This is a genomic window from Nostoc sp. CENA543 (genome assembly GCF_002896875.1).
In the GTDB taxonomy this organism is placed as follows: Bacteria; Cyanobacteriota; Cyanobacteriia; order Cyanobacteriales; family Nostocaceae; genus Trichormus.
In genome coordinates this window covers 603,066-627,123 of sequence record NZ_CP023278.1, presented here as the reverse complement: position 1 = coordinate 627,123, position 24,058 = coordinate 603,066, and the positions used below count along the sequence as shown (strand labels likewise).

The 24,058-nt window shown below is 40.2% G+C and carries 20 protein-coding genes; 10 read left to right on the top strand and 10 right to left on the bottom strand.

Going from position 1 to position 24,058, the window contains the following annotated elements; genetic code table 11:
- The first annotated feature begins 301 nt into the window (after positions 1–301).
- Positions 302–2,518 (top strand): tetratricopeptide repeat protein, encoded by a 2,217-nt coding sequence (locus CLI64_RS02700; RefSeq protein WP_103135786.1) that lies wholly within the window; start codon positions 302–304, stop codon positions 2,516–2,518.
- 122 nt (positions 2,519–2,640) lie between these two features.
- Here the strand turns inward: CLI64_RS02700 and CLI64_RS02695 are convergent, their stop codons facing one another.
- Positions 2,641–3,024, bottom strand: a complete 384-nt coding sequence (locus CLI64_RS02695) for a hypothetical protein (protein WP_103135785.1) — start codon at positions 3,022–3,024, stop codon at positions 2,641–2,643.
- 485 nt (positions 3,025–3,509) lie between these two features.
- Between CLI64_RS02695 and hemJ the strand changes: the two genes are divergently transcribed.
- The 5 genes from hemJ to CLI64_RS02670 all read left to right on the top strand — a co-directional run bounded on the left by hemJ (position 3,510) and on the right by CLI64_RS02670 (position 8,325).
- Complete coding sequence (hemJ, locus tag CLI64_RS02690) at positions 3,510–4,094, top strand: protoporphyrinogen oxidase HemJ (RefSeq protein WP_103135784.1); 585 nt, start codon at positions 3,510–3,512, stop codon at positions 4,092–4,094.
- Positions 4,095–4,163: 69 nt separating this feature from the next.
- A complete protein-coding gene (locus CLI64_RS02685) occupies positions 4,164–4,646 on the top strand; it encodes a hypothetical protein (protein ID WP_103135783.1) in 483 nt (160 codons plus the stop codon).
- A gap of 153 nt (positions 4,647–4,799) precedes the next feature.
- Positions 4,800–5,666 carry a DUF6671 family protein gene (locus tag CLI64_RS02680; RefSeq protein ID WP_103135782.1) on the top strand — a complete coding sequence of 289 codons (867 nt, stop codon included), beginning with the start codon at positions 4,800–4,802 and terminating at the stop codon, positions 5,664–5,666.
- A 395-nt stretch (positions 5,667–6,061) separates the two neighbouring features.
- Positions 6,062–6,325 (top strand): hypothetical protein, encoded by a 264-nt coding sequence (locus CLI64_RS02675; protein ID WP_103140561.1) that lies wholly within the window; start codon positions 6,062–6,064, stop codon positions 6,323–6,325.
- A gap of 449 nt (positions 6,326–6,774) precedes the next feature.
- On the top strand, positions 6,775–8,325 hold the full coding sequence (locus CLI64_RS02670; protein ID WP_103135781.1) for a lipopolysaccharide assembly protein LapB: 1,551 nt from the start codon (positions 6,775–6,777) through the stop codon (positions 8,323–8,325).
- A gap of 112 nt (positions 8,326–8,437) precedes the next feature.
- Here CLI64_RS02670 and rpiA read toward each other — a convergent pair whose 3' ends face one another.
- On the bottom strand, positions 8,438–9,148 hold the full coding sequence (gene rpiA / locus CLI64_RS02665) for a ribose-5-phosphate isomerase RpiA (protein WP_103135780.1): 711 nt from the start codon (positions 9,146–9,148) through the stop codon (positions 8,438–8,440).
- 335 nt (positions 9,149–9,483) lie between these two features.
- Here rpiA and CLI64_RS02660 point away from each other — a divergent pair, with 335 nt between their 5' ends.
- On the top strand, positions 9,484–10,167 hold the full coding sequence (locus CLI64_RS02660; protein WP_192881725.1) for an S-layer homology domain-containing protein: 684 nt from the start codon (positions 9,484–9,486) through the stop codon (positions 10,165–10,167).
- 436 nt (positions 10,168–10,603) lie between these two features.
- Positions 10,604–12,511, top strand: a complete 1,908-nt coding sequence (gene dxs / locus CLI64_RS02655) for a 1-deoxy-D-xylulose-5-phosphate synthase (RefSeq protein ID WP_103135778.1) — start codon at positions 10,604–10,606, stop codon at positions 12,509–12,511.
- Between the two features lie 172 nt (positions 12,512–12,683).
- Here the strand turns inward: dxs and moaA are convergent, their stop codons facing one another.
- From moaA to phnD, 7 genes are all read right to left on the bottom strand, one after another.
- Complete coding sequence (moaA, locus tag CLI64_RS02650; RefSeq protein WP_103135777.1) at positions 12,684–13,670, bottom strand: GTP 3',8-cyclase MoaA; 987 nt, start codon at positions 13,668–13,670, stop codon at positions 12,684–12,686.
- A gap of 174 nt (positions 13,671–13,844) precedes the next feature.
- Positions 13,845–14,528, bottom strand: a complete 684-nt coding sequence (locus tag CLI64_RS02645) for a uracil-DNA glycosylase family protein (protein ID WP_103135776.1) — start codon at positions 14,526–14,528, stop codon at positions 13,845–13,847.
- 255 nt (positions 14,529–14,783) lie between these two features.
- Entirely contained in the window at positions 14,784–15,884 is a 1,101-nt protein-coding gene (locus CLI64_RS02640; protein WP_103135775.1) for a tetratricopeptide repeat protein, read from the bottom strand.
- Between the two features lie 356 nt (positions 15,885–16,240).
- On the bottom strand, positions 16,241–16,552 hold the full coding sequence (locus tag CLI64_RS02635; RefSeq protein ID WP_103140560.1) for a hypothetical protein: 312 nt from the start codon (positions 16,550–16,552) through the stop codon (positions 16,241–16,243).
- A 228-nt stretch (positions 16,553–16,780) separates the two neighbouring features.
- Complete coding sequence (locus CLI64_RS02630; RefSeq protein WP_103135774.1) at positions 16,781–17,215, bottom strand: NADAR family protein; 435 nt, start codon at positions 17,213–17,215, stop codon at positions 16,781–16,783.
- A gap of 47 nt (positions 17,216–17,262) precedes the next feature.
- The gene (locus CLI64_RS02625; protein WP_103135773.1) at positions 17,263–19,179 is read right to left on the bottom strand and encodes an ATP-binding protein; all 1,917 of its coding nucleotides are present in this window, start codon (positions 19,177–19,179) and stop codon (positions 17,263–17,265) included.
- Positions 19,180–19,194: 15 nt separating this feature from the next.
- Entirely contained in the window at positions 19,195–20,085 is an 891-nt protein-coding gene (phnD, locus tag CLI64_RS02620; protein WP_103135772.1) for a phosphate/phosphite/phosphonate ABC transporter substrate-binding protein, read from the bottom strand.
- A 743-nt stretch (positions 20,086–20,828) separates the two neighbouring features.
- Between phnD and CLI64_RS02615 the strand changes: the two genes are divergently transcribed.
- Positions 20,829–21,572: a DUF561 domain-containing protein gene (locus tag CLI64_RS02615; RefSeq protein WP_103135771.1), complete on the top strand. Its 744-nt coding sequence runs from the start codon at positions 20,829–20,831 to the stop codon at positions 21,570–21,572.
- A gap of 121 nt (positions 21,573–21,693) precedes the next feature.
- On the opposite strand, the gene CLI64_RS02610 is transcribed toward CLI64_RS02615, so the two are convergent.
- Positions 21,694–22,842 (bottom strand): DegT/DnrJ/EryC1/StrS aminotransferase family protein, encoded by a 1,149-nt coding sequence (locus tag CLI64_RS02610; protein ID WP_103135770.1) that lies wholly within the window; start codon positions 22,840–22,842, stop codon positions 21,694–21,696.
- Positions 22,843–23,132: 290 nt separating this feature from the next.
- Here CLI64_RS02610 and fetB point away from each other — a divergent pair, with 290 nt between their 5' ends.
- Positions 23,133–23,909, top strand: a complete 777-nt coding sequence (fetB, locus tag CLI64_RS02605) for an iron export ABC transporter permease subunit FetB (protein WP_103140559.1) — start codon at positions 23,133–23,135, stop codon at positions 23,907–23,909.
- Positions 23,910–24,058 lie beyond the last annotated feature (149 nt).

The window sequence follows — 24,058 nt, the reverse complement described above, 5'->3', positions numbered from 1 at the left end:
GTATAGTTTTATCCTGATTATAGTCATATTTACTTGTTCATAGTCATAGTTTAGACATTCATTTTGCTTTAATCCACCCTGAAGAAAGTTTAAACTGATGGTGGTTTCAGCAAAATGATCAATTTCAAGGCTGAACTTCTCTCTAAGACGCTGCATCTAGCTTGCATCCTGGGAAGGTTGTTCTGCGACACTAACACCCTTAGCGGGTGATAACTTCCTGATTCTTGAGAAAAACGCGTCTATATAATCATGCAGTTTTTCTCCCCTGTTCCTTGCTTATTTACCTTGGCCGTTGAACTTCATGAGCATGAATGATCCCGCCCGTTCCGATAATTCTGCTTGGAATCGGCAAGTATATCACCGCCTAAAACTTGCCCTCAGCCTTGGTTTACGGCGACAAATCTTTTTAGCAGTATGTGATGATTTGCACTTGAGGAATCAAGTAGCGGCTCGTTTACATTCAACTTTGGCTTATCCTGTGGGACAAATCTTATATCAGCCAGGTGATGGAAAGGAAACGACTAGTACACCGGCTTATCCTCGATTAGTAACATTGCGGTTAAATTTGCACGAGCCGAATCCCATCGAACAAATTAATCAATGGTTAAGGAATTATCCACCCCCTATAGTGGGTGGTTCTAAAGATACTCCTGGAAAACCTCTTCCCATCCCAACATTTCAGCTTGTTGGTGTGGAACAGTTGACAAAACAATCGGTAGCAAGTCAACGATTATTTTTGCATTATTTACGTTTAAGCGAACAATATTTTTTTGCTCAAGAATCGAATCGGTTTCTAGAATCTAGTGTACTGTTATGGTTATCGCGTCCTTGGTTGGCGGCTATTCAGCAGTCAGCACCACAGTTTTGGCGTTGGCGGACTGGTGTGTTTGTTTTTGCTGGAGAACCCACACCGACAACACAAAATAAATCGCATCCCGAACGTTTTACTAATTCTAGGGGTTTGCCACTAGGCAATACTGAGCAATCAATGTTAGAAGATGCAGGTAGAGATACAGAAGTAGCAATTCCGACTGAAACTGAGTTTGAGTATAGAGAAACTCTGGAATTACCCATAACAGCAAAAGATGAGTATTCCAACTTCAAGCATGAGTCTTCAGCCGCAGACACTCACTTATTCACTAATCAACGACAACAACCGGAAAGTGTTGCTAAATCTAGTCAGGTTGATAACTTATCATTGTTGTCGTTGACTCATGTTAGCCAAGAGTTAATCAAATTAGTTTTAGCCACCAATGATCATGTCACAACTCTATTCGGGGAAGACGAGTGGCAACCACAAGAACTGCTACGGGAAATTGAGAAATTACACTCACAAAAAGCTGTTGGTGAAGTTTTAGCGGCTGCTTATCATCAACTAGGTGATTTATATCGCTTGCATATAGAGCAGGGACAATCGACGTTAGAAAATATCATGGTGGCGATTATTGCTTATCAGCAGGCGATCGCCTACGATGAACAATCGCCACAATTGCCAGATACTTTCAATGATTTAGGCACACTCTATTGGATGTTGTACCGTACACCAACCTATGTACAAACAGGGAAAACCTACATAGAACAAGGAATTGAGTATTATAACTCGGCTCTAAAAATCATTTCTCCCCAAACCCATCCTGAGACTTATGCACGGGTGCAGAATAATTTGGGAACAGCCTACGGAGATTTAGCGCGGTTTGGTAGTCCGGCTGAGAATTGGCAACAGGCTGTTGTGGCTTACACTGAGGCTTTACGCTACAGAACTGTAGAATCAGATCCTTTAAAGTATGCCGCTTGTCAAAATAATTTAGGTACAGCTTACTGGCACTTAGCGCAATACAATCAAGCAGTCGTTAATTTGAAAAAAGCGATCGCAGCTTACAAACAAGCCTTAGCTTACTACAGTCCCCAAGCAGAACCCCTCAAATATGGGATGATTCAAAATAATATCGGTACGGCTTACTGGAATTTAGCGCAGTATGAACAACCAGGGGAAAATCTCCAGTTAGCGATCGATGTCTACGGTGAAGCTTTAAAATACCGGACTCCTGCTAATGTTCCTACTGCTTGCGCTGCCACACAAAATAATTTAGGCACAGCTTATTGGCACTTAGCAAACTTGGCGCAAACACCTAAAGAAGCTAAACAAAACTTACTACAACTGTGTATTAGTGCTTATGAAGAGGCCATTGCTTTGGCTAATTCTCTAGGTAACGCGCCTTTAAGTTTTGATTTATTTGCCACTTACAATAACCTGGGACTTGCCCATTACCAGTTAGTTACAGATAATACTTTTATTGGCGATAAGAGTAAGCGATCGCAACATTTAGAAGCAGCATTAACAAATCATTTACAAGCTTTAAATGGTTTGACTAAACAACCTGAAGCCTATCAAACTTCTTTCTCTTACGTAGTAAGAACAATCCGTGCTTTCCACAATGAATTAGGAATTCAAGGACAAAATTTGGCTTTATCTAAAGTCCCTGGGCATTTACTACCAGAAATTTTACCAAGGCTTTAAGTATATTCAATTATCAACAACTAATCTATTTCAAAAGCATTTGGTTACAAAAATGCTGGTTTTTGCTGACTAAATCAACTCAAAATCAAAACAAACATCAACGTGCCTGATTACTGACAAGTTTAGTAAACTAAGTTGCCAGTTCCCCGTAATTGCCGCAAGGAATTCAGACAATAAGGACAGTCACAACCAAAAACCTTAATTGCCAGATCACTTTCTTCCTCAGTAAAGTTCAGTTCAGCAACTGAATTATCTGATGGGCGTGATGAAACTACCATTGATTTAGGTGGGGCAGATGCTTTTGGATCTCTTTCCGAATCTCGAATACACACAAAATCTTTCAAACCGTGAGGATTAGTAATACAGGTACGACCATCTTCAGTGTGTATTAATCGCTGAGTTAAGTTTACACCAGCATGAGCAGGGTTAATGATTCCCAGCGTCGAAATTAAGGAAACGAAAACCGAGGAACTAGCAAACAAATTCAGTATGAGTTTTTTGTTCATAACCTTCCTGAAAGAAGATAACTGACAATCTAGGTTATGCGATCAATTAACAAATATCAAGTGAAGTTTTGGCTAAATTTATTTGATGACTTCTATTAAGTTAAAGTTTTACCGATTTACCTAAAAAAGCGAGTAAAGAGATCAAAAATATAGGTTGGCAATCAAGGGACTTCCAGATAAAAAATATCCAAACTGTAGGGTGTGTCAGTATGAATAATCTCTTGGTATAGTTAGGTTTTCTCACCCTGACGCACCCTACTAAGCTGTTCATTTGGGATGATTTATTTTTTGGTATTTCCCGAAAGGTGAGTATTGACCGTAAAATCAATGTCAAAACTATCATCTCTGTGGCCCCTAAGCCTACATACTCCATAATTCACAATTCTTCAAATATCTGGAATGACAAATCATGTTTTGCCGTAACCTGATAATGATAGTAATAGCCATCATCAAAAGCAGAGATTCATAAAGGTAGGTTGCAATTCATGGCATATTCCTGGTTTAAAGCATTTCATATTATTGGGATTGTGGTTTGGTTTGCGGGGTTGTTTTATTTGGTAAGGTTATTTATTTATCACGTAGAAGCTAACCAAGAACCAGAACCAGCACGGACGATACTGAAAAATCAGTATCAAATTATGGAAAAACGCCTCTACAACATCATTACGACCCCAGGAATGCTGGTGACGGTAGCAATGGCTATCGGTTTGCTGAGTACAGAACCAGAGGTTTTAAAACAAGGTTGGTTACACTTCAAGCTGCTGTGTGTCGCTTTGTTATTGGTTTATCACCACTACTGCGGTAGATTAATGAAGAAATTAGCCGCCGATGAATGTCGCTGGAGTAGTCAACAGTTACGGGCTTTGAATGAAGCACCCACAGTCATGTTAGTAGTGATCGTAATGCTGGCTGTGTTTAAGAATAATCTTCCCACTGACCTCACAGCATGGCTGATTTTCGGCCTGGTTATTTTCATGGCGGTGACTATTCAGCTATACGCGAGAAAACGCAGATTAGATAAAGAGAAACTCACAGCCCAAATTCCACAAATTCCTCAAGAACAAAGTTAGACAAGATCACCTGAGATATCCTACATTAAGAAATGTTAAGAAAATTGTTGTGATATCTCAGGCGTAAATATGTCCGATAAACCATTAGGTCAACCCCGTCCTTTGTGGCGAGTAATTTTGTTGTCTGTAGTCACTGGGTTGTTGTACTACGGCTGGTACAAGTGGATTATTCAAGAAGAACTACGCCGTTATAACGGGTTTGGTTGGTCGGGGACTTTGTGTTTAGCACCTTTTGTGTTAGGTGTAGGAATTCCCCAAGCTTTGCGAATTTTTGATCCTGATGTACCTGGGTGGTTTGGTTGGTTTTCTCTGCTAGGGATTATCTGGATTTATATAGTTCAATTCAAGTTATATCAAACAGTTAATGAATTATACCGCCAAGCTGGGATGAAAGCACCGCTTGTAGTTTGGTGGTTGTTTATTCCTGGTTTAAATTTGCTGGTTGGATTGAGACAAATTCATTTTTTAAGTCAATTTTGGTCACAAAAGCAAGGTGTAATTGTGACTGATCCGATAGCGGAAAATATTCCTTTATTATCGGGTAATGCTTAAATTGGGTATTGGGAATGGGGCATTGGGTATTGATAGAAAAGTCTGTCTTTTACCTTTTGCCTTTTACCCTTCGGGTTCACCACTTGCTACAAGTCGGCAAAGCCGCCCAACGCAGTGGTTCACCTTTTACCTTTTTCTCAGGGAGTTTAATTAATGAGTAGAGTTCAGGAATTATTTAGCGATCGCACGGCTGTGATTGCTACCATGCACCATAAAGAACAAGTAATTGCACCGCTATTAGAACAGGAATTAGGCGTTAAAACTATAGTACCCCAGAATTTTGATACAGATATTTTCGGCACATTTACTAGAGAAGTTAAACGTCTGGTAACACAAATCGCAACCGCTAAATTAAAAGCCGAAAAAGCCTTAGAAATTACTGGAGAAAAATTAGCGATCGCCAGTGAAGGTAGTTTTCATCCTCATCCTGCATTACCTTATCTTTCTGCTAATCGAGAAATAGTTATTTTATTAGATAAAATCAATAATTTAGAAATTATCGGTGAAGAATTTTCTCTAGAGACAAACTTTAATCATCAGGTAATTAATTCCCTTACAGAAGCATACGAATTTGCTGAAAAAATAGGGTTTCCTCAACATGGTCTAGTGCTAATGTATGAAAATTCTATTTCCCCCCAGAGTGAAATCATCAAAGGGATTAATACAAAAGCCAAGTTAACAGAATTAGTAGAATTAGCTTTGACAAGCGCACCGGAAAAAACAGTTCACTTAGAAACTGATATGCGCGCGCTTTACAACCCTACGCGCATGAATAATATTGCTAAAGCTACACAAAACTTACTTCATAAAATCAATAGCTGTTGTCCTCAATGTCAAACACCTGGATTTGCAATTACAGAACGCATTCCAGGATTACCTTGTGAAATTTGCCATACACCAACAACACTAATTTATAAAGTTCTATACGAATGTCATCAATGCGGCTTTACAGAGGAAAAGTTATTTCCTCACGGAGATAAATTTGCCGATCCAGCCCAGTGTATGTATTGCAATCCTTAATTTTAGATGTAGAATCTATAGTGGATTTTTAATTAAAAATTGACGTAAATTTTTGAAAAAATCTACCGTTGCCTAAATAGCAATCGGTAGATAATTAAATCAAGTTCGTCAGGTGATCGGAATAGTTATTATTTAGTATTTATTGTCTGCAATAAAATTCTGCCATTAGATATATAAATTCTGCTCTAATTTAGTTAGGTTCGTATATCTAAACACGCTATGTAATTTTGCATAGACTTAGCAACGAAATACTGGCTTTCCGCACAGATGATTTTTGGCTGGCATCTTCCCATTTATAGTACATATGTACTATAATAGATACAGCACTCACAAAGCCTGGTAGAAAAACCATGTCAAGAGCTTCTGGAAGAGGGATTCAAGAAGGGTCTAGTCCAATGATGAAACATTACATTCTCAATCTCAACCCCACAGCCAAACACGAATGGGATCGTTGCATCTTAAGAGATCCTCTGACTGCAAAGCGTCCTGATCTTGCCAAATTAATTGCGGAAGCAGTTGGTGCTGACACGGGTAGTTATTTAGTCAGTGTCAATATAGAAGTACAAGTGTTAGAACAAGCCACAGCACCTCAATCTGAACAGCTTTCACTTTCATTATCTGAAGTCAACGTTTCGACTCAATTTAGAGAAGCAGCTTAATGGGTATAGGGGACTGGGGACTGGGAAATAAATTCAGAAACCTGTCCCTTATATCAATTCATAAAGATGTCGAAAGTCAGACTATTTTTTTAAGTATTTAAGTAGAACAGGGTAAATACTTAAAGGTTTGTAGTGAGAACTTTAGTTCTCTCTTCTCTACGAGAGGCTACGCGAACAGAAAAGGACTAAAGTCCTTACTACGAACTGAATCATAGTATTTTTATCTTGCTTAATATAGTTTGGTTATTTCTAGTTATTCTACTTAATATAAATTTTAGTAAATAAGTGCCTCAGCCACAAATTTGAGTTAATCGGCAAGAAATATTCATAATTGACAATTTAAATTTTGATTTCTACCATCTTAAGCAATAGGAAAGATGCGTATAACATACTCAAGCAACTGTAATTTAGGTAGCTAATAAAAAAGCTGTCTAACAGGTAACTTGAGCATGAAATACTTATTTACAATTTGGGTACTTGTACTATCTTTATTATTTTCTAATTCCGCGATCGCCCAAACCAAACAACCCTATACTTTAATCCCAGGGCTGGGAACATATCACCATCCAGTTTCTACCCAAAACCCGGAAGCACAAAAGTTTTTCGACCAGGGTTTAAATCTTGTTTACGGCTTCAATCATGATGAGGCTGTGCGTTCTTTTCAACGTGCGGCTGAACTCGACCCGCAAATGGCAATGGCTTATTGGGGAATTGCGCTAGCTCTTGGCCCTAATATTAACTCAGTAGTCACCAAGGAAAAAGAACAAGCCGCTTATCAAGCTATTCAAAAAGCTACCGAATTGGCTGTGCAAGCATCAATTCCCGAACGAGATTATATTCAGGCTTTAGCAAAACGTTATTCCGCAAATCCCAATGCAGATTTACATCCCTTAGATGTAGAGTATGCCCAAGCAATGGCAAGTCTATTTCAACGCTATCCTGATGACGTAGACGCAGCCACCTTATATGCTGAGAGCCTCATGGATTTACATCCTTGGCAACTGTGGACACATGACGGTCAACCACAGCCAGGGACAAACAAAATTGTGGCTGTTTTAGAATATGTCCTGCAAAAAAATCCTCATCATCCTGGTGCAAATCACTATTATATTCATGCCGTAGAAGCCTCATTGCATCCAGAACGCGCCCTAGAAAGTGCCAACCGGTTAGAGACTTTAGTCCCTGCGGCTGGACACTTAGTACATATGCCAGGCCATATTTATTTTCGCGTTGGAGATTATGCCGGAGCCATGCGAGTCAATGAGTTGGCGATCGCTCAAGATGTACCCTACATCTGTCACAATCAAGTCAAAGGCATTTATCCTCAGCTATATCTCACCCATAATATACATTTTCTGATGGTCGCCAGCAGTATGGCAGGCAAACATCAAGAAGCCTTGCAAGCGGCAGATCAATTAGTTAGCCATATTAGTGCTATCGACCCTCATTTGCCCATGCTAGAGGGATTTTTCGGGCAGAAATTATTAATACAAGCCCGCTTTGGCGATTGGGATGAAATTTTACAAACTCCTCAACCTGATGCCGCACTTCCCACTACTAACGCACTGTGGCACTTTACGCGTGGTTTAGCCTACGCAGCTAAAAACCAGCCAGGAAATGCAGCAGTAGAAAGCCGTGCTTTACTAGCCGCGAGTCAGACCATGCCAGCCGCAGCAACTATTGGTTTTACACCAGCCAGTCGCATTTTAGACATTGCCCAAAAATTGTTAGATGCCAAAATTGCCGAATCTAGGAATGATTTCGATAATGCGATCGCCACATTACAACAAGCAGTAGTAGCAGAAGATAACCTAGACTACGTAGAACCACCAGACTGGTACTTCCCCACACGGGAAGCACTAGGCGGTGTGCTTTTAGCTAAAGGTGATTATGCCGCAGCAGAGTCAACATTTCGGGCTGATTTAACTAAATATCCCCATAACGGCCGTTCTTTATCTGGTTTACAAGCCAGCTTGCAGGCACAGGGGATTAATGATTAGGGCATGGGGCATGGGGCATTGGGCATTGGGCATTGGGCATCGGGCATTGGAATCACTTCTCTCCTTGTCTTCCTTGTCTCCCCTGCCCCCTGCTCCCCTGCCCCCTGCTTCCTTAAAGCTGCCGCACTACTGGTTTACCGTCGATAACTTCGCCGACTAAAACCACATCAGCACAGTTGACGAAGATACCGTTTTCGAGAACACCAGGGATGTTGTTGAGAGTTTTTTCTAGGTTAACTGGGTCGTCAATAGAGTCAAATCTGACATCTAAGACAAAGTTACCTTGGTCAGTGATGACTGGGCCGGCTTTCTTTACACCCATACGTAGTTCTGGTTTGCCGCCAAGTTCCTTAATTGCATTGGTGACAGGCGTAATTGCCATTGGAATCACTTCCACTGGGACAGCAAACACAGAACCTAAACGGTCTACTAATTTGCCACTATCTACCACAACAATAAATTGATTCGCCAAGTAATCAACCACTTTCTCACGGGTGTGGGCAGCACCACCACCTTTAATCAAGTTTTTCTTGGGGTCAACCTCATCAGCCCCATCAATGGCAATATCAATATGGTTAACAGCGTCGAGAGTGGTGAGAGGAACACCATATTGTTTCGCCAACACCTCAGACTGAAACGAAGTAGGGATACCCACAATATCTGTGAGTTCACCAGATTTCAGGCGATCGCCCAAATATTGAATCGTGTAAGCTGTAGTTGAACCGGTACCCAAGCCTACAATTGAACCTGACTTCACCAAAGCTGCTGCTGCTTTACCAACTTCTTGCTTCATCAAAGTAACGGGGTCTGCTGTCATGCCCAAAACTCCTGAAATATTGTCTAAATAAAAGGCTTGTCCACAGCAGACTATACTACAATCCCTGGCACTTCAATATTCATTCTTGACACAATTGCGGCAGAAGGGTTTGGAGACTGGGGACTGGGGATTGGGAAGATGGGGAAGTGTGGGAAGTGTGGGGGGAAAGATTTCTTTCCTATCCTCCCACACCTCCCACCCCTCCCACACTTCCTGCTTGCCCAATGCCCAATGCCCTATTTCGGCAACCTTCTTTGTAAAAATATGTCAACATAAATAATCAGTGCGCGACGCGTCGGTTGTTGTCTATACAAAGAAGCAGATTTAAAGTGGTCAGAAATATGCGCCCTTGGCTAAGTACATTTTCTTTAGTGCTGCTACTCCAAAGCTTCCCCGTAATTGTGCAAGCGCAAACGACGGAAACTAATACAGGAGTCACATCAGAAGCAATTCAACAAGTGGTTGCTGCTAAATTAATGACTAATTCATCCGATGGTAATTTTTATCCAGAAAGGTTGATTAGTCGTGCAGAATTAGCGACGATTTTAGTCAAAGCATTTAAGTTGGATAGACGAGAAGCTGCTCAACAAGAAAAATCAATTCCTGTGGCTGATGTTCCCTCTTCTCACTGGGCATATCGAGATATTCAAATAGTTTTGAAAACAGATGTGATGAAAGGTTATCGAGGGAATTTATTTTTCCCCAATCAACGAGTCACCAGGGCAGAGGGCTTGGCGATTTTTGCCCAAGCTTATGGAGTGTTTCAATTTGGGGATGATTCTGTCAATGAAATTCTTGCACCATATCCTGATGCTAAATCTATACCTAGTTGGGCAAGAAGAGCGATCGCCACAGTAGTCTCAGAAGGATTTATCAGCACAGATGCTCAAAATAATATATCCCCCTTAAGACCGATGAATCGCGGGGATATTGCTTATGTTTTGAGTAAATATTTGCAACGACAACAAAAACAACCAGAAACACCAGAAGTTCCTGGTGTTACCAACAATCCGCCCACTTTCTAGTCCGGCAAAACCAAAATCAACCAGTCTCAGTAAAAACGAAGACACCCCGATAATCTGGGCCGTTTGTTACTTCTACGGACACCATGCCAAGGCAAAATAGTTATGGGAAAAAAACACAAATTTCCTCATCAGCAAAGCCGAATTTTATTAGAGTTTCTGAATTTGTGTTTTTCGCAGGCTTTGGCAGTATTGGTATAAATGTCTGTTTTGTTACTTTCTCAAAATAAAACTGATCACATACTTTAAAGTAATTTCGCGGTATATGCTGACAGCATAAACATCTAGTAAAAATTGCTGAAATTCTTGTGTCTAATTAGCCGTTACAGAAGATTACATTTTAGACTGCTACTTAGTGACAGTTTAATTCTATCGGCAACCCGACCGTGGGAAAATCAAAATACCGAAAGTTAGAGATTAGAGAGGAAAGCACTATAATATGCACCTGAGTGAAATTACCCATCCCAATCAGTTGCACGGTTTATCTATCCGGCAATTACAACAGATTGCGCGTCAAATCCGTGATAAGCACCTGCAAACAGTAGCGGCAACTGGTGGACATCTAGGGCCTGGTTTGGGTGTTGTAGAGTTAACTTTAGGACTTTACCAAACTCTAGACCTAGATCGCGATAAAGTTATTTGGGATGTCGGACACCAGGCTTATCCCCACAAACTCATTACAGGACGTTACAGTGACTTCCACACCCTCAGACAAAAAGATGGCGTAGCTGGTTATCTCAAGCGGTGTGAAAATAAATTTGACCATTTTGGGGCGGGTCATGCTTCCACCAGTATCTCAGCTGCCTTGGGTATGGCTTTGGCACGAGATATGAATGGTGAAAAATTTAAGGTTGCTGCTGTCATTGGTGATGGTGCTTTAACTGGTGGTATGGCTTTAGAAGCCATTAACCACGCTGGACATTTGCCCAAAACTAACCTGTTAGTCGTTCTCAACGACAATGAAATGTCCATTTCTCCCAATGTCGGGGCAATTCCTCGTTATCTCAATAAAATGCGCCTCAGTCCACCGGTGCAGTTCATCAAAGATAACTTTGAAGAACAATTCAAACACATTCCTTTTGTGGGCGAATCTCTCTCCCCTGAACTCGGACGCATCAAAGAAGGGATGAAGCGTTTGGCTGTTCCCAAAGTAGGGGCAGTTTTTGAAGAACTAGGCTTTACCTACATGGGGCCAGTAGATGGACATAATTTAGAAGAATTAATCGCCACCTTCCAACAAGCACATCAAATTGCTGGGCCTGTGCTAGTTCATGTGGTAACAGTCAAGGGTAAGGGCTATGAAATCGCAGAGAAAGACCAAGTAGGCTACCATGCCCAAAATCCCTTTAACTTGACAACAGGAAAAGCTATTCCTTCCAGTAAGCCCAAACCTCCCGCCTATGCTAAAGTCTTTTCTCACACCCTTGTCAAATTAGCCGAACAAAATCCCAAAATTATCGGTATTACGGCGGCGATGGCGACGGGAACAGGCTTAGACAAACTGCAAGCTAAATTACCCAATCAGTATATTGATGTGGGTATTGCTGAACAACACGCTGTTACTCTGGCGGCTGGTTTGGCTTGTGAAGGTATGCGTCCTATAGCGGCAATTTACTCTACCTTCCTACAACGGGCTTATGACCAAATCGTTCATGATGTCTGTATTCAAAACTTGCCAGTCTTCTTCTGTCTAGATAGGGCGGGGATTGTAGGTGCTGATGGCCCTACTCACCAAGGTATGTATGACATTGCTTATTTGCGTTGTATTCCCAATATGGTGCTGATGGCTCCGAAAGATGAGGCCGAACTGCAACGCATGATCGTAACTGGAATTAACCATACCAGTAGCCCCATTGCGATGCGTTTCCCCAGAGGTAATGGTTATGGTGTACCTCTGATGGAAGAAGGCTGGGAACCTTTGGAAATCGGTAAAGGCGAAATTCTCCGCAATGGCGATGATGTGTTAATCGTTGGCTACGGCACAATGGTTTACCCCAGTATGCAGGCGGCGGAAATTCTCAGCGAACATGGGATTGAAGCGACTGTGATTAATGCCAGATTTGTGAAGCCTTTGGATACAGAATTGATTGTGCCTTTAGCTAAGAAGATTGGGCGCGTAGTGACTCTAGAAGAAGGTTGTGTCATGGGTGGCTTTGGTTCAGCAGTAGCAGAAGCCTTGCTAGATGCAGATGTAGTTGTACCTGTAAAACGTATCGGTATTCCCGATGTGTTGGTGGAACACGCTACACCTGAAGAATCTAAAGCAGAGTTGGGTTTAACTAGCCGTCAGATTGCAGAAAGAGTTTTGCAAGCTTTCTTTGAACAGAAAGTTTCTGCTGTTGTTTAGGTATTGACCAATTAATAACCCCTGCTTTTAGGGGTTATTTTTTTGGAAATAGTGATGTTTCGAGATTATGGAATAGCTGTGAGTTTATGCTTTTAATCCATAATCTAAAATCCAAAATCTAAAATTGGTGATAGATGAGGACTAAAGTCCTCACTACAAACTTTCATAATTCCTATCCGCCAATTTGCGACATGGTACGACTGTAAGCACCCTTAACCCCAGAGTCGCGTCCTTTGAAATTAATTTCTGGCTTGATTGCCAACAAATTTCTGACCTGTTCTTGTAACTGATGGATGCTGACACCAGAACGCAAAGCTGTTTTGAGGTCGAGTTGACCTGTTTCATTTAATAAACATGGTCTGAGCCAACCGTCTGCACTCAAGCGCATCCGATTACAGCGATCGCAAAAACATTCCGACATTTGACTAATAAATCCTAGCGTCCCTTTCGCCCCAGGAATTTGAAATACATCCGCAGGGCCTGCACCACAAACTTGAGATTCTGTCAAGCCCCAGTGATCGCGGATTTGTTGGCGTAATTCAGCCGATGAAACCCAACCGCGATCGCTAAATAATTGTCCGTTGCCAATCGGCATAAACTCAATAAATCGAATGTGCCATTGTTTGTCAATGGTTAAAGCGGCTAAATCTAAAATTTCATGGTCATTCACCCCAGGAATTACCACGACATTTAATTTCAAAGGGTTAAAACCAACTCTATAAGCTGCTTGAATTCCATCCCAAACTTTTTGCCAACGAGAACGCCCATGAATACCAATTATTTGATGAAAAATATCAGGGTCAAGAGAATCTAAACTAATATTTATCCTGCTCAAGCCTGCGTCATAGAGGCTTTGAGCAATGGGAGCGAGTAAAAACCCGTTGGTAGTCATAGCTAAATCTTGAGTTTGGGGAAAAGATGCGATCGCTCTTACTAAATCAACCACACGGGGACGCAACAAAGGCTCTCCCCCTGTCAGGCGAAAGCGCGTAAAACCAACGGGAATAAATACTTCTTCAATTAAAGTCAGCAATTCTTCATCGGTAAGTAGCTGCTGCTGAAGGATATAGTCTAACTCTGACCCCTCTGGCATACAGTACGAACAACGAAAATTGCAGCGATCTATTAAACTAATGCGGAGGTAGTCTACCTGGTTCATCTGGGATTTTTTTTCTATTGTGCATCATGCACAAATAGATGTGTACTTTTACTCAGTATTCTAGACTATCCAAAAAACTCGATTAACCAAGAGAATGCTAACAGCACTCGTTACTCAGCACGGGCTAAACGCCCCGCTTCCGCTAACAGCACTCAGCACTACTGAAGAACAGCTTTAAGCATTTTGCCGAATTTCATCGTATTTGGCACGCACAGCTTGTATATCCTGCCACATCAACCATTTAGGACTACCCTTTTCTTTAGAAGGGTTGCGGAGTAAGTAGGATGGGTGAAAAATCGGCATACATAAACGCCCTTCCCACTCTATCCACTGACCACGAATCTTAGTAATTCCCCGCTTATCACCAGTTATACCTTTTACTGCTGTTGCGCCTGTTAACAAAATAATTTTCGGGTCAACGAGGCGAATTTGTTCTAATAAATACGGTAGACAAGCTGCCATTTCTTCTGGTGTCGGCACTCGATTATTTGGTGGTCTACACTTATTGATGTTGCCGATGTAGACATCATTTTCAGTATTTAAATCTACCGATTCCAGTATTTTTTCTAGCAACTGTCCTGAACGACCCACAAAGGGTAAACCTGTTTCGTCTTCGTTTTGTCCTGGTGCTTCACCAATAATCATAATTGGAGCTTTTAAGTTACCCCTTCCGACTACAGCATGGGTACGGGTGTTACCTAATTCACAGCGATGGCAATTATTGCAATGCTGTGCCAATTCAGTCATATTGGCATAAGTTCCAGGTGGAACAGGGATTTTAGCATCTGTGGGAATCAGCTCTTTTTGGTTAAAACTAGGTTGTTCGTCAAAAAGGCTGAGTTGGATTTCGCTACTCATGAAAATCTGGTTGATTGAGTCAGCACCAGCACATCTGTCTGAAGCTATAGCTATCTATAGCTTGTGAAAAATATTTTTCAGACACATGTGGTTACTGAATACTGTTATTAACTAGACCCTAATTGTACCAGTTCTCATTCTTTAGTGGGCATTGGGAATCGGGCATTGGGCATTGGGAATAGAAAACAGAAACATATGGCGTGTAATAATTCTGTTTTGAAAACCTACACCCCACACCCTTACATCCCCATACCCCTAAACCCCTGGATTTGTAGATGTCCCTTGCTGGTATTGCATAGCTTTGGCATAATCGCCCAAGGCATAGCAAGCGATTTTTAAACTAGCAAGTGCTTGTTCTTCTATGCGACGATCTTTTAAGGTTCTACCAAGTAATAAGCGGGCTTCATAGTATGTGATGGCGCGACCGTGGTCGCCTAAAGCTTCACAAGCCACACCTAAGCTAGCAAGGGACTGTTCTTCGCTGCGCTGGTCTTTGAGATGTCTAGCTAACTGTAAACGTTTTTCGTAATATTTAATTGCTTTGGCATAATCTCCTACGGCATAACAAGCATTTCCCAGATTTTTGAGTACCTGAGCTGCACTGCGGGGATTATTCAAAGAAATAGCGATTTTGACACATTTTTCGTAGTAGGCGATCGCTTTTGGGTAGTTGTCTAAAGCATACCAAGCATTACCTATATTCTTCAGGACTTGTTCTATCCCCCAGTTATCCTGCAATTCCTGAACAATTTCTAAGCTTTGTTCTTGATACTCGATGGCCTTAAGAAAGTTCCCTGAAGCTTTATAAACTAATCCCAAATTATTCAATGCTGCAACTTGACTGCGTTTGTCTTGTAGCTGCTTGGTTAATTTCAAACACTCTTCTAGAAATTCAACCGCTTTGCTGTAGTTGTTGAGATGACGATAAGCATTCCCTAAATGAGAAAGCACTTGCATTCGCACTGCTGGGTCTGAGGTATTTTTTAAAGCTAGACATTGTTGAGAATAGGTAACTGCACTTTTATAATCGCCGGAAGTGTAAGTCACTAATGCCAGTAAAGATAAGACTTGCTCTTGTTGTGGGACATCGCCAGCTAGTTGAAACATTTCCAGAGATTGCCGGAAAGATTGGATAGCGGCGATGACATCTCCTGCTTTTTGCTGTTTGATTCCTTGTCTGAGAAGGGAAGATGCAGCTGATAATTGGTCGTCACTCTCTTGAGTCAGTAGCAGTTCTTCTGGTAATCCCTGGTCAAACTCATGGGTAATAGTGTTGCGTCTGACTTGTTTCATATATTTTGCAACTTCCACAGGGATCGTATTTTTACTGTTGTTATGATGTTCACCTTGTGACATTGACCAATTCCTGCTAGCTGTGGTGATACTTATAGTGTTCCCAAAACAAAAATACTTATCTCATACCACTTTGGATTTTCAATTTAGGATTTTTGATTGGGGAATGCTTCACTAGTAAGGTTTTAAGCAGTCTATTGGTCGCAGTTATTAGTCAAATTGGTATCACTTATTTGGAAATAGCTGAGTCATAGAGGAATTATTATGGAATTTTGACAAAAACTTGGTGCGCGTAAAAAGCTATGTAATGAGGCGAATTAGCTTATTTTGGCAGCAGATTCTGTTGATTTAACGCAGTTGAATTTGATGCTGGCTGGTGAGCGATACAGCTAAAGTCACCAGCTAAAATTGAGATAGTTTCATCTATTCATTGGTGTTTTTGTATTCCAAATCTGTTCAAACTCGGCTTTAGTAATGCCAAATTCCTGTAAATCTTTATTGTCTAGGGGTTTATCACACAACATTCCGTAATTATCAGCCAGATGGTCTTCATCATAAAATAAGACGTTGCCATTTTCATAAACTTCTATCTGTCTGGTAGCACACAAATCATTACCTACTAGAGTTAATTCTATGAAATAGGTACTAGTACCCCAAGTATCAAAATCGCCTCCTAGTGATTCATCCCAGAACCACTTACAATACCTTTTCTCTAGAGCCATTGTCGGCATCATTTCTCTACTCCTATAAAAGACGACTCATAAGCTATTTTATAAGAATATACTTGGCACTGTGCTAGACAGTACCTTGAGATAAGGTTAAAAATTAACCCGCTATACTGAGATGTTCTTGTTAATGCTAAAAATTAAATAATATTTTACTGACATTCAGTCTTTTCTGTAATCAGATATAACATCAAAAATATCAATTCACAGTCATTGTTTCTGTTGATGTTTTCTCTATGAGCGTAGTTGCTTTCTGACTTCCATTAAAATTACCCCTAGCATATTTCTACCACTACCATCAACACCACAACCCCAATAGTAGTCAATCGGCGAATTTTCTACTATTTCCTCATCACCTGTAGACAGCAGAATTTCTCTAATATCTGCATGGGTTGTGAACTTTTGCAAGACGGCTTTGTGCATAACATCATCTTTGATTCGCTCCCAATCAGAACGCAAAGGACGTTTTCTATCTCTTCCCATTTCTGCTGCTGCTTTCGCGGTTGGTGCTTGACGAATTTGTTCTATGTGAAATGTCTCTAAAAATTTTTGGGCTTGAAAATAATGCTCACTTGTATACCAGTACAAATCATCTAACATAAACCCGTGGGGAGAGAAGTTAGAGAAACAGCCATATTCCTCACGGACAGTATAAAAATAGATTGTCATCAGTTTTTAAGAAAATTAAATAAATATTAACTAAGAGTTGTAAATCATCACTGGATAGCTCGTTTGTTAAACAAAACAGAACTAAGCTCTTGATCAGGTTGGGCATTTTCAATTGTAACTCTTTTCGTATGTAACGGCAGACGAATAACGAATTTACTACATTGTTTGGGTGTGGAAAACACCTCTATTTTACCTTGATGTTTTTCAATAATTTGGTAACAAATACTTAAACCTAAACCTGTACCTTTGCCAACAGGTTTAGTTGTAAAAAAGGGATCGAATAATTTTTTGATATTTTCTGGAGGAATGCCTGAGCCGTTATCTTGAATTTCAACTTGAATATAATTATTTTCGAGGTGATGGGTAGAGATAACTATCTGTTTTTTAATCTGTTCTGGATAATCTAAGACTGCATCCACAGCATTATTAATGATATTCATAAATACCTGGTTAAGTTGGGCTGGATAACACTCTAATAAAGGTAATTGACCATAATTTTTAATGACTTCAATATCTGATTTGAAACGATGATTGAGAATTAAGAGAGTATTATCAATTCCTTCATGTATGTCTACTTCTTTCATATCAGCTTCATCGAGACGGGAAAAGTTACGCAAAGATAAGACAATTTCTCGAATACGTTGCGCGCCTACTTTCATCGAAGACAGTATATTTAATAAATCTTGATGAATAAAGTCTAGATCAATTTCTGCTATTGTTTCTGAGATAATCTGGTCTGGGTGAGGATAATATTCTTGATATAATTCAAGCAAGTGTAGTAAATCTTTAATATAATTATCTGCACATTCGACGTTAGCATAAATAAAATTGACAGGATTATTGATTTCGTGGGCAATACCTGCAACCATTTGTCCAAGAGAGGACATTTTTTCGGTTTGAATTAATTGTCCTTGGGTTTCTTGCAATTCTTTTAATGTTATTCGTAACTCCTCAGTACGTTCTTCTACTCTTTTCTCTAAGGTTTGGTGGGCTTCTTGCAGTTCTTTGGTGCGTTCTTCTACTCTGTATTCTAAAGTTTGGCGTGCAATTTCCAGTGCTTCAGTATAATCACCAACCCATTCCACTAATTGATTTAAAGAACTCGCAAGTGTCCCTACTTCATCGTGGGTATTAATATTAGCTCTTAGTTCAAGGTTCGATTCTTGTGTAATCTTTCTAGCAATGCTAGTTACTGTTTGTAACGGACGAGCAATTAATTTACTAGTTATTATGGCAATAATTGCAGCGATCGCAGTAGACAATAACATACTAATACTGATTAATTTTAATCTTAATTTTCTGGCATCTTTAAAACTAGTATTTGCTTGCTGCTGTTGCCTTTCTGCCTGAATAATCATTTGGAGCAGTTCATCTGATGTCTGTTCAAGTTTGACATTAATATCAATACTTTCTTGATGCTTGATAAATAGCAATAGCTTGTTTAAAGGTAAATCATTAGAGTCTTGAGATGCAATCTCTTTCCATAATAATTGAATATTTTGATTATACAGTGATGTGTTTTGCCGATATACTGTTAATAGTTTTTGAAAAGTTTGATAATTTAATGCTAAATCATGAGAATGATTTTTGACAAAAGTATCTATTTCATTTAGCTGCTGATTGATATCTTGAATATCTGAGATAAATCTATTTTTTTCAAACTCTAACCACACAGAATCATCTAGTACAAGAATAAGCCTTTGGGGATGAATTCTGGCTCTGTTTACATTATTTTCTAAATTTTTTAAAAGATATTGTTTTTGATAAGCTAAATTAAGCTGTTTATAAGCAGATATTTCGTAATAATAAGCAATTAATGAGCCACTGATTGTGCCAATTAACGTAGTACCGATTACAAAGGTGTAACTATAGCCAATTTTCTTAGTAATGCTCCAGTTATGTGTCAAACTAGTCAGACTAGTTAAAAGTTGATTTATTAATGTAATGGAGCGACGTTTAATCATGAATTTAGATAGACATTATTTAATAAAGCTGTCTTGTCCGATTTTTTGATAAACTTCCCGAATTGTCTGATAATCAGCATCGTTTGCTATAACCATTTGACTATCTACATACTTGCGATTAGCTTGAGCTTTGAGCATACTTTGAATGAGTCGCTCTTGATTTTTGAGCATCTGCGATCGCAAAGTTTCAATCACGTCATTTGCTAATTGATTACTGGCAACAAATACATCGCTTGGAAGTTCCGGGCCTTTTAAAATGATCTTGAAATCTTTTTCTGATAAACCTTCTGATTCTAAAACATTTTTATATCGGTCAGATGATATAGTCCAAGCATCTACTTCACCTGCTTTTAAGGCTTTTCCTCCTTTATTATCAAGCATTAATGTTTTGTAATCAGTTTTTGGATTTAATCCTGCATCTATCAATAAACTAGTAGGTGCGATATGTCCAGATGTTGAGCCAATTTTTCGCATGGCAATTGTTTTGCCTTTTAACTGAGCTAAAGTTTGAATATTGCTATCTGCACGCACTACAAAAATAGTATGGTAATCTTTACGTCTCACACCAATTATAGGAATTGCCTTAGCTCTAGAATGTAAAATTAGGTACTCTGAAGGCCCGGCAAATGCAATATCTAAATTTCCCGATAACAATGCCGGTGCTGCTGCGATTGGGTTTTCTACAGGAAATAATTCAATTTCGGTATTTAATATCTCTTCTAAAACTGTACTAAATTCTCCGAAATCTCTTTTCAATTCATCAATTCCTGATACATCTGTGACTGCAAATTTCAGATTTTTTGGTAATTTTGATAGTTGTGATGAACTATTATTATTAGCATTTGTAGTTGCTGTACATCCTGCAATAAATAGAAATGAATACCCGATTAAAACACGTCGTTTCATCGCTGTGATTTTATACAAACCTAATATATTTTTGTCATACAAACTAAATATTAAATCTGTAACTTATTAAAAACTTCTGTGAGATTACTGAAAATAGTTTAGGTATTTATTAGTAATTTGGGTTAAGAAAAGATTGTCTAAAAATAAAATACTCATCTGCTTTATTGCACTTGTTATTGATATATATAGGAATCCGCTTTGATTCGGTGAAATTGTTTGCGTGGTGCGCGTCCGCAAAGCGTCTCGCAGAGAAGCGCAAGCGCGATAGAGAGGGAACAGGGAAGAAGAAATAAAAGTGTACCTAGTTTCGCAGAAATCTAATACGAGTCCCATATCATGGGTACAAAACTACTAAATAAATTCTCCTGAAAATTGCTTTTTTGTGTTAAAAACTGCTAAAAAGGTGCGGAGTTAACTTCTGAATTATTCCTCTTATACCATTTCACGAAAAATCTGATACAGATGTAAACCCTAAAATCCTTGCTACATCTAAGTTTTTTAATTGCGAATTGCGAATTGCGAATTGTGAATTGGTATTAGCTAAGTATCAGACGGATAAGTTGTATCTTATATAACCATTTTTGTACTGAAGCCATATCTATGAAAGGCTACGTCTACGCTCATACTCCAGCACATTCATAATTTGATCAATTTTTCACGGAAATTTTCCTCAGAATATAGTCCAGTCATCATGAAAGTGGGGGTAAAATGGACGTTATTTTCGTAGCTTCAAGATTACAACTATGGCAATGCCTTCTACACTACAAAGTGCATTTACTAACCGCCGTGTCCTGAAAGTGATTAGCGGTTTGCACAACTTTGACGCTGATCGTGTCGCAGCAGTTGTGAAAGCAGCTGAACTTGGTGGTGCAACTTTTGTAGATATTGCTGCTGATCCTGTTTTAGTACAGTTAGCCAAAAAATTAATTAACTTACCTGTTTGTGTTTCCGCCGTAGAACCAGAAAAATTTGTCTCAGCCGTCGCTGCGGGTGCAGATTTAATTGAAATCGGGAATTTTGATAGTTTTTACGCTCAAGGACGCAGATTTGAGGCGGAAGAAGTATTAGCACTCACACATCAAACCCGTGCTTTATTGCCAGAAATTACCCTATCTGTCACCGTTCCCCATATTTTAGAACTGGATCAACAAGTACAACTAGCTGAAGAATTAGTCAAAGCTGGTGCAGATATCATCCAAACTGAAGGCGGTACTAGCAGCCAGCCATCTCACTCTGGAAGCTTGGGATTAATTGAAAAAGCTGCACCTACCTTAGCCGCAGCCTATGAAATTTCTCGTGCTGTGTCAGTACCAGTATTGTGTGCTTCCGGTATTTCTAACGTTACTGCACCGCTAGCCATAGCAGCTGGTGCGGCTGGTGTTGGTGTTGGTTCTGCAATTAACCAACTCAATAGCGAAGTAGCGATGATTGCTGCTGTGCGCGGTTTAGTCGAAGCTTTAGCGAATACGAGAGTGCTGAGTGCGTAGCGAGTGCTGAGTGCTGAGTGTTGAGTCAGGAGTGGTGAGTAGTGAAATTCTCCACTCCCCAATGCCCAATGCCCAATGCCCCATGCCCCATGCCCCATGCCCAATCCCCAGTCCCCAGTCCCTAAGATAAAATATCTTTCAAAGCATAAATTACTTGGTCTTGCTGCTGAGTTGTCAGTTCGGGAAACATGGGTAAAGATAATACCTCATGGCAAATTTGCTCGGCTACTGGGAATTGTCCTGGCTGATAACCAAGGTGTTGATAGGCTGGTTGCAGATGTAAAGGATAGGGATAATAAACCATTGAACCTATGCCTTTTTCTTGGAGTTGGTTGCGTACTGAGTCACGCTGTGTGGCGGTATTGCCGTTACTTCCTGCCCCCAATACACGAATAGTATATTGATTCCATACGCTCACACCGCCACTTAATGCTTGTGGTGTGATGATGCCAGGAATTTGACTGAGAAATTGTTGATAATAAGCTGCGATCGCCTGACGTTGTTGATTCCACTGCTCCAAATAACGCAGTTTAATCTGCAATATTACCGCTTGTATGGCATCTAAACGACTATTTACGCCGATTTCTTCATATTGATAGCGATTTTTTTGCCCATGCTCTTTAATAATCCTTACCTTAGCCGCCAACTCTGGATCATTGGTGGTAACTGCGCCACCATCGCCGCAAGCCCCTAAGTTTTTGGTAGGGTAAAAACTAAAGCAACCAAAATTACCTATACTGCCGACTTTTTTCCCATCCCACATCGCGCCTGTAGATTGAGCGCAATCTTCAATTACAGCAATATGATGAGATTGTGCGATCGCCATCAACGCTGTCATATCCACAGGCTGTCCAAATAGATGCACTGGGATAATCGCTTTGGTTTGGGGTGTGATAGCTGCTGCTACTTGCTGTACATCTAAGTTAAATGTTGTCGCATCTATATCTACAAATACTGGCTTTGCACCAACAGCAATAATTACTTCTACTGTAGCGACGAATGTAAAAGGGGTGGTAATTACTTCATCACCCGCACTAATTCCCAAAGCACGTAGTGCTAAATATAACGCATCAGTACCAGAGTTACAGGCGACACAATCACTTACATCGTGATAACTAGCAAAATGCTGTTCAAAACTTTCTACTAGAGGGCCGCCAATGTAGCGGCCGGATGCTAAAACCTCTACAACGGCAGCACTAACTTCAGCCTCTAGGGTAGTGTACTGCTGCTTGATATCAAAAGCAGGGACAGAATTTATACTTTGGATCATAAGTTTTCATTTTAGTCTGAAGATACAAAGAATACACACCAACTGTCAATTCTTGCTAAGGGAATTTATTCTCAAAAAAGCTTGTCAAGACTGTCGCCTGAGATACTTATAAAGCAAGGATTATTACCGCAATAATTCTATGGGTAAAACGCGCATCAGTGGTAAATTATGAGTGCCTGTTTGTAAACTGACTATTTTGGGAATGGGGCATGGGGCATTGGGCATTGGATATTGTATTTTTCTCTCCCTACACCCTTACACCCTTACACCCTTACACCCCTAAACAACCCATGCAAGATTTAATCAAGTTGGATTTGGTAGATTTAGCGATCGCTGTAGGATTGATGGTGATCGCTATGGGGATATCTGCCTGGGAAAGATTGGGATTAGAGTTAAATTTAGCGATCGCTACCGGTAGAACTATCCTACAGTTAGCTGTTTTGGGATACGTTTTAGACTTCATCTTTGCTTTGGGCAATCCTTGGGCTGTTTTAGCGGCTTTAGTTGTCATGCTGACGATTACGGCGATTGTCGCACGAAATCGGATCAGTCAAAAGATTCCTGGTGTATTGCCTTTGGTTTGGGGTGCGATTTTTGTGAGTACCCTGATGACACTGGTTTACACCAACTTCTTAATCATTCAACCAGATAAATGGTACGAACCGCGTTATATTATTCCCCTGGCGGGGATTGTTTTAGGAAATGGGATGAATGCAGCTGCGATCGCTGGGGAACGTTTGGTGAATAGTATGAACACCTTTCCCAACGAAATCGAAACCCATTTAAGTTTAGGTGCTACTCCCCAACAAGCTACCAACCAATACCGCAAAGAAGCCATCCGCGCCGCCTTACTACCGACAATCAACCAGATGATTTTAGTAGGGATGGTAGCAATCCCTGGAATCACCACCGGACAGTTATTAGCTGGGATTACACCCCTAGAGGCTGTATCTTACGAAATTTTGATTATTTTCATGGTGGCTTTCGCCAATTTACTCACCACAGTTTTGATTACTAAAGGATTATGTCGTCAGTTCTTTAATTCCGCCGCGCAGTTGGTGAGGTGAGAGATTGGGGACTAGGGATTGGGGATTGGGTAGAACTTAGCTATGGATTGTATACTGGTGTACTTGCTGATAGAATGACAAATGTACATGAACATCAACCAACAAAATACATTGCTATTGTCTGGGTTCATGTCACCATAGATATTAAA

Bases quoted from the DNA above. Each gene is read 5' to 3' on its own strand.
- CLI64_RS02700 (WP_103135786.1), top strand. From the start codon at position 302: ATGAGCATGAATGATCCCGCCCGTTCCGATAATTCTGCTTGGAATCGG.
- CLI64_RS02695 (WP_103135785.1), bottom strand. From the start codon at position 3,024: ATGAACAAAAAACTCATACTGAATTTGTTTGCTAGTTCCTCGGTTTTC.
- hemJ (WP_103135784.1), top strand. From the start codon at position 3,510: ATGGCATATTCCTGGTTTAAAGCATTTCATATTATTGGGATTGTGGTT.
- CLI64_RS02685 (WP_103135783.1), top strand. From the start codon at position 4,164: ATGTCCGATAAACCATTAGGTCAACCCCGTCCTTTGTGGCGAGTAATT.
- CLI64_RS02680 (WP_103135782.1), top strand. From the start codon at position 4,800: ATGAGTAGAGTTCAGGAATTATTTAGCGATCGCACGGCTGTGATTGCT.
- CLI64_RS02675 (WP_103140561.1), top strand. From the start codon at position 6,062: ATGATGAAACATTACATTCTCAATCTCAACCCCACAGCCAAACACGAA.
- CLI64_RS02670 (WP_103135781.1), top strand. From the start codon at position 6,775: ATGAAATACTTATTTACAATTTGGGTACTTGTACTATCTTTATTATTT.
- CLI64_RS02660 (WP_192881725.1), top strand. From the start codon at position 9,484: ATGCGCCCTTGGCTAAGTACATTTTCTTTAGTGCTGCTACTCCAAAGC.
- dxs (WP_103135778.1), top strand. From the start codon at position 10,604: ATGCACCTGAGTGAAATTACCCATCCCAATCAGTTGCACGGTTTATCT.
- moaA (WP_103135777.1), bottom strand. From the start codon at position 13,670: ATGAACCAGGTAGACTACCTCCGCATTAGTTTAATAGATCGCTGCAAT.
- CLI64_RS02645 (WP_103135776.1), bottom strand. From the start codon at position 14,528: ATGAGTAGCGAAATCCAACTCAGCCTTTTTGACGAACAACCTAGTTTT.
- CLI64_RS02640 (WP_103135775.1), bottom strand. From the start codon at position 15,884: ATGTCACAAGGTGAACATCATAACAACAGTAAAAATACGATCCCTGTG.
- CLI64_RS02635 (WP_103140560.1), bottom strand. From the start codon at position 16,552: ATGCCGACAATGGCTCTAGAGAAAAGGTATTGTAAGTGGTTCTGGGAT.
- CLI64_RS02630 (WP_103135774.1), bottom strand. From the start codon at position 17,215: ATGACAATCTATTTTTATACTGTCCGTGAGGAATATGGCTGTTTCTCT.
- CLI64_RS02625 (WP_103135773.1), bottom strand. From the start codon at position 19,179: ATGATTAAACGTCGCTCCATTACATTAATAAATCAACTTTTAACTAGT.
- phnD (WP_103135772.1), bottom strand. From the start codon at position 20,085: ATGAAACGACGTGTTTTAATCGGGTATTCATTTCTATTTATTGCAGGA.
- CLI64_RS02615 (WP_103135771.1), top strand. From the start codon at position 20,829: ATGGCAATGCCTTCTACACTACAAAGTGCATTTACTAACCGCCGTGTC.
- CLI64_RS02610 (WP_103135770.1), bottom strand. From the start codon at position 22,842: ATGATCCAAAGTATAAATTCTGTCCCTGCTTTTGATATCAAGCAGCAG.
- fetB (WP_103140559.1), top strand. From the start codon at position 23,133: ATGCAAGATTTAATCAAGTTGGATTTGGTAGATTTAGCGATCGCTGTA.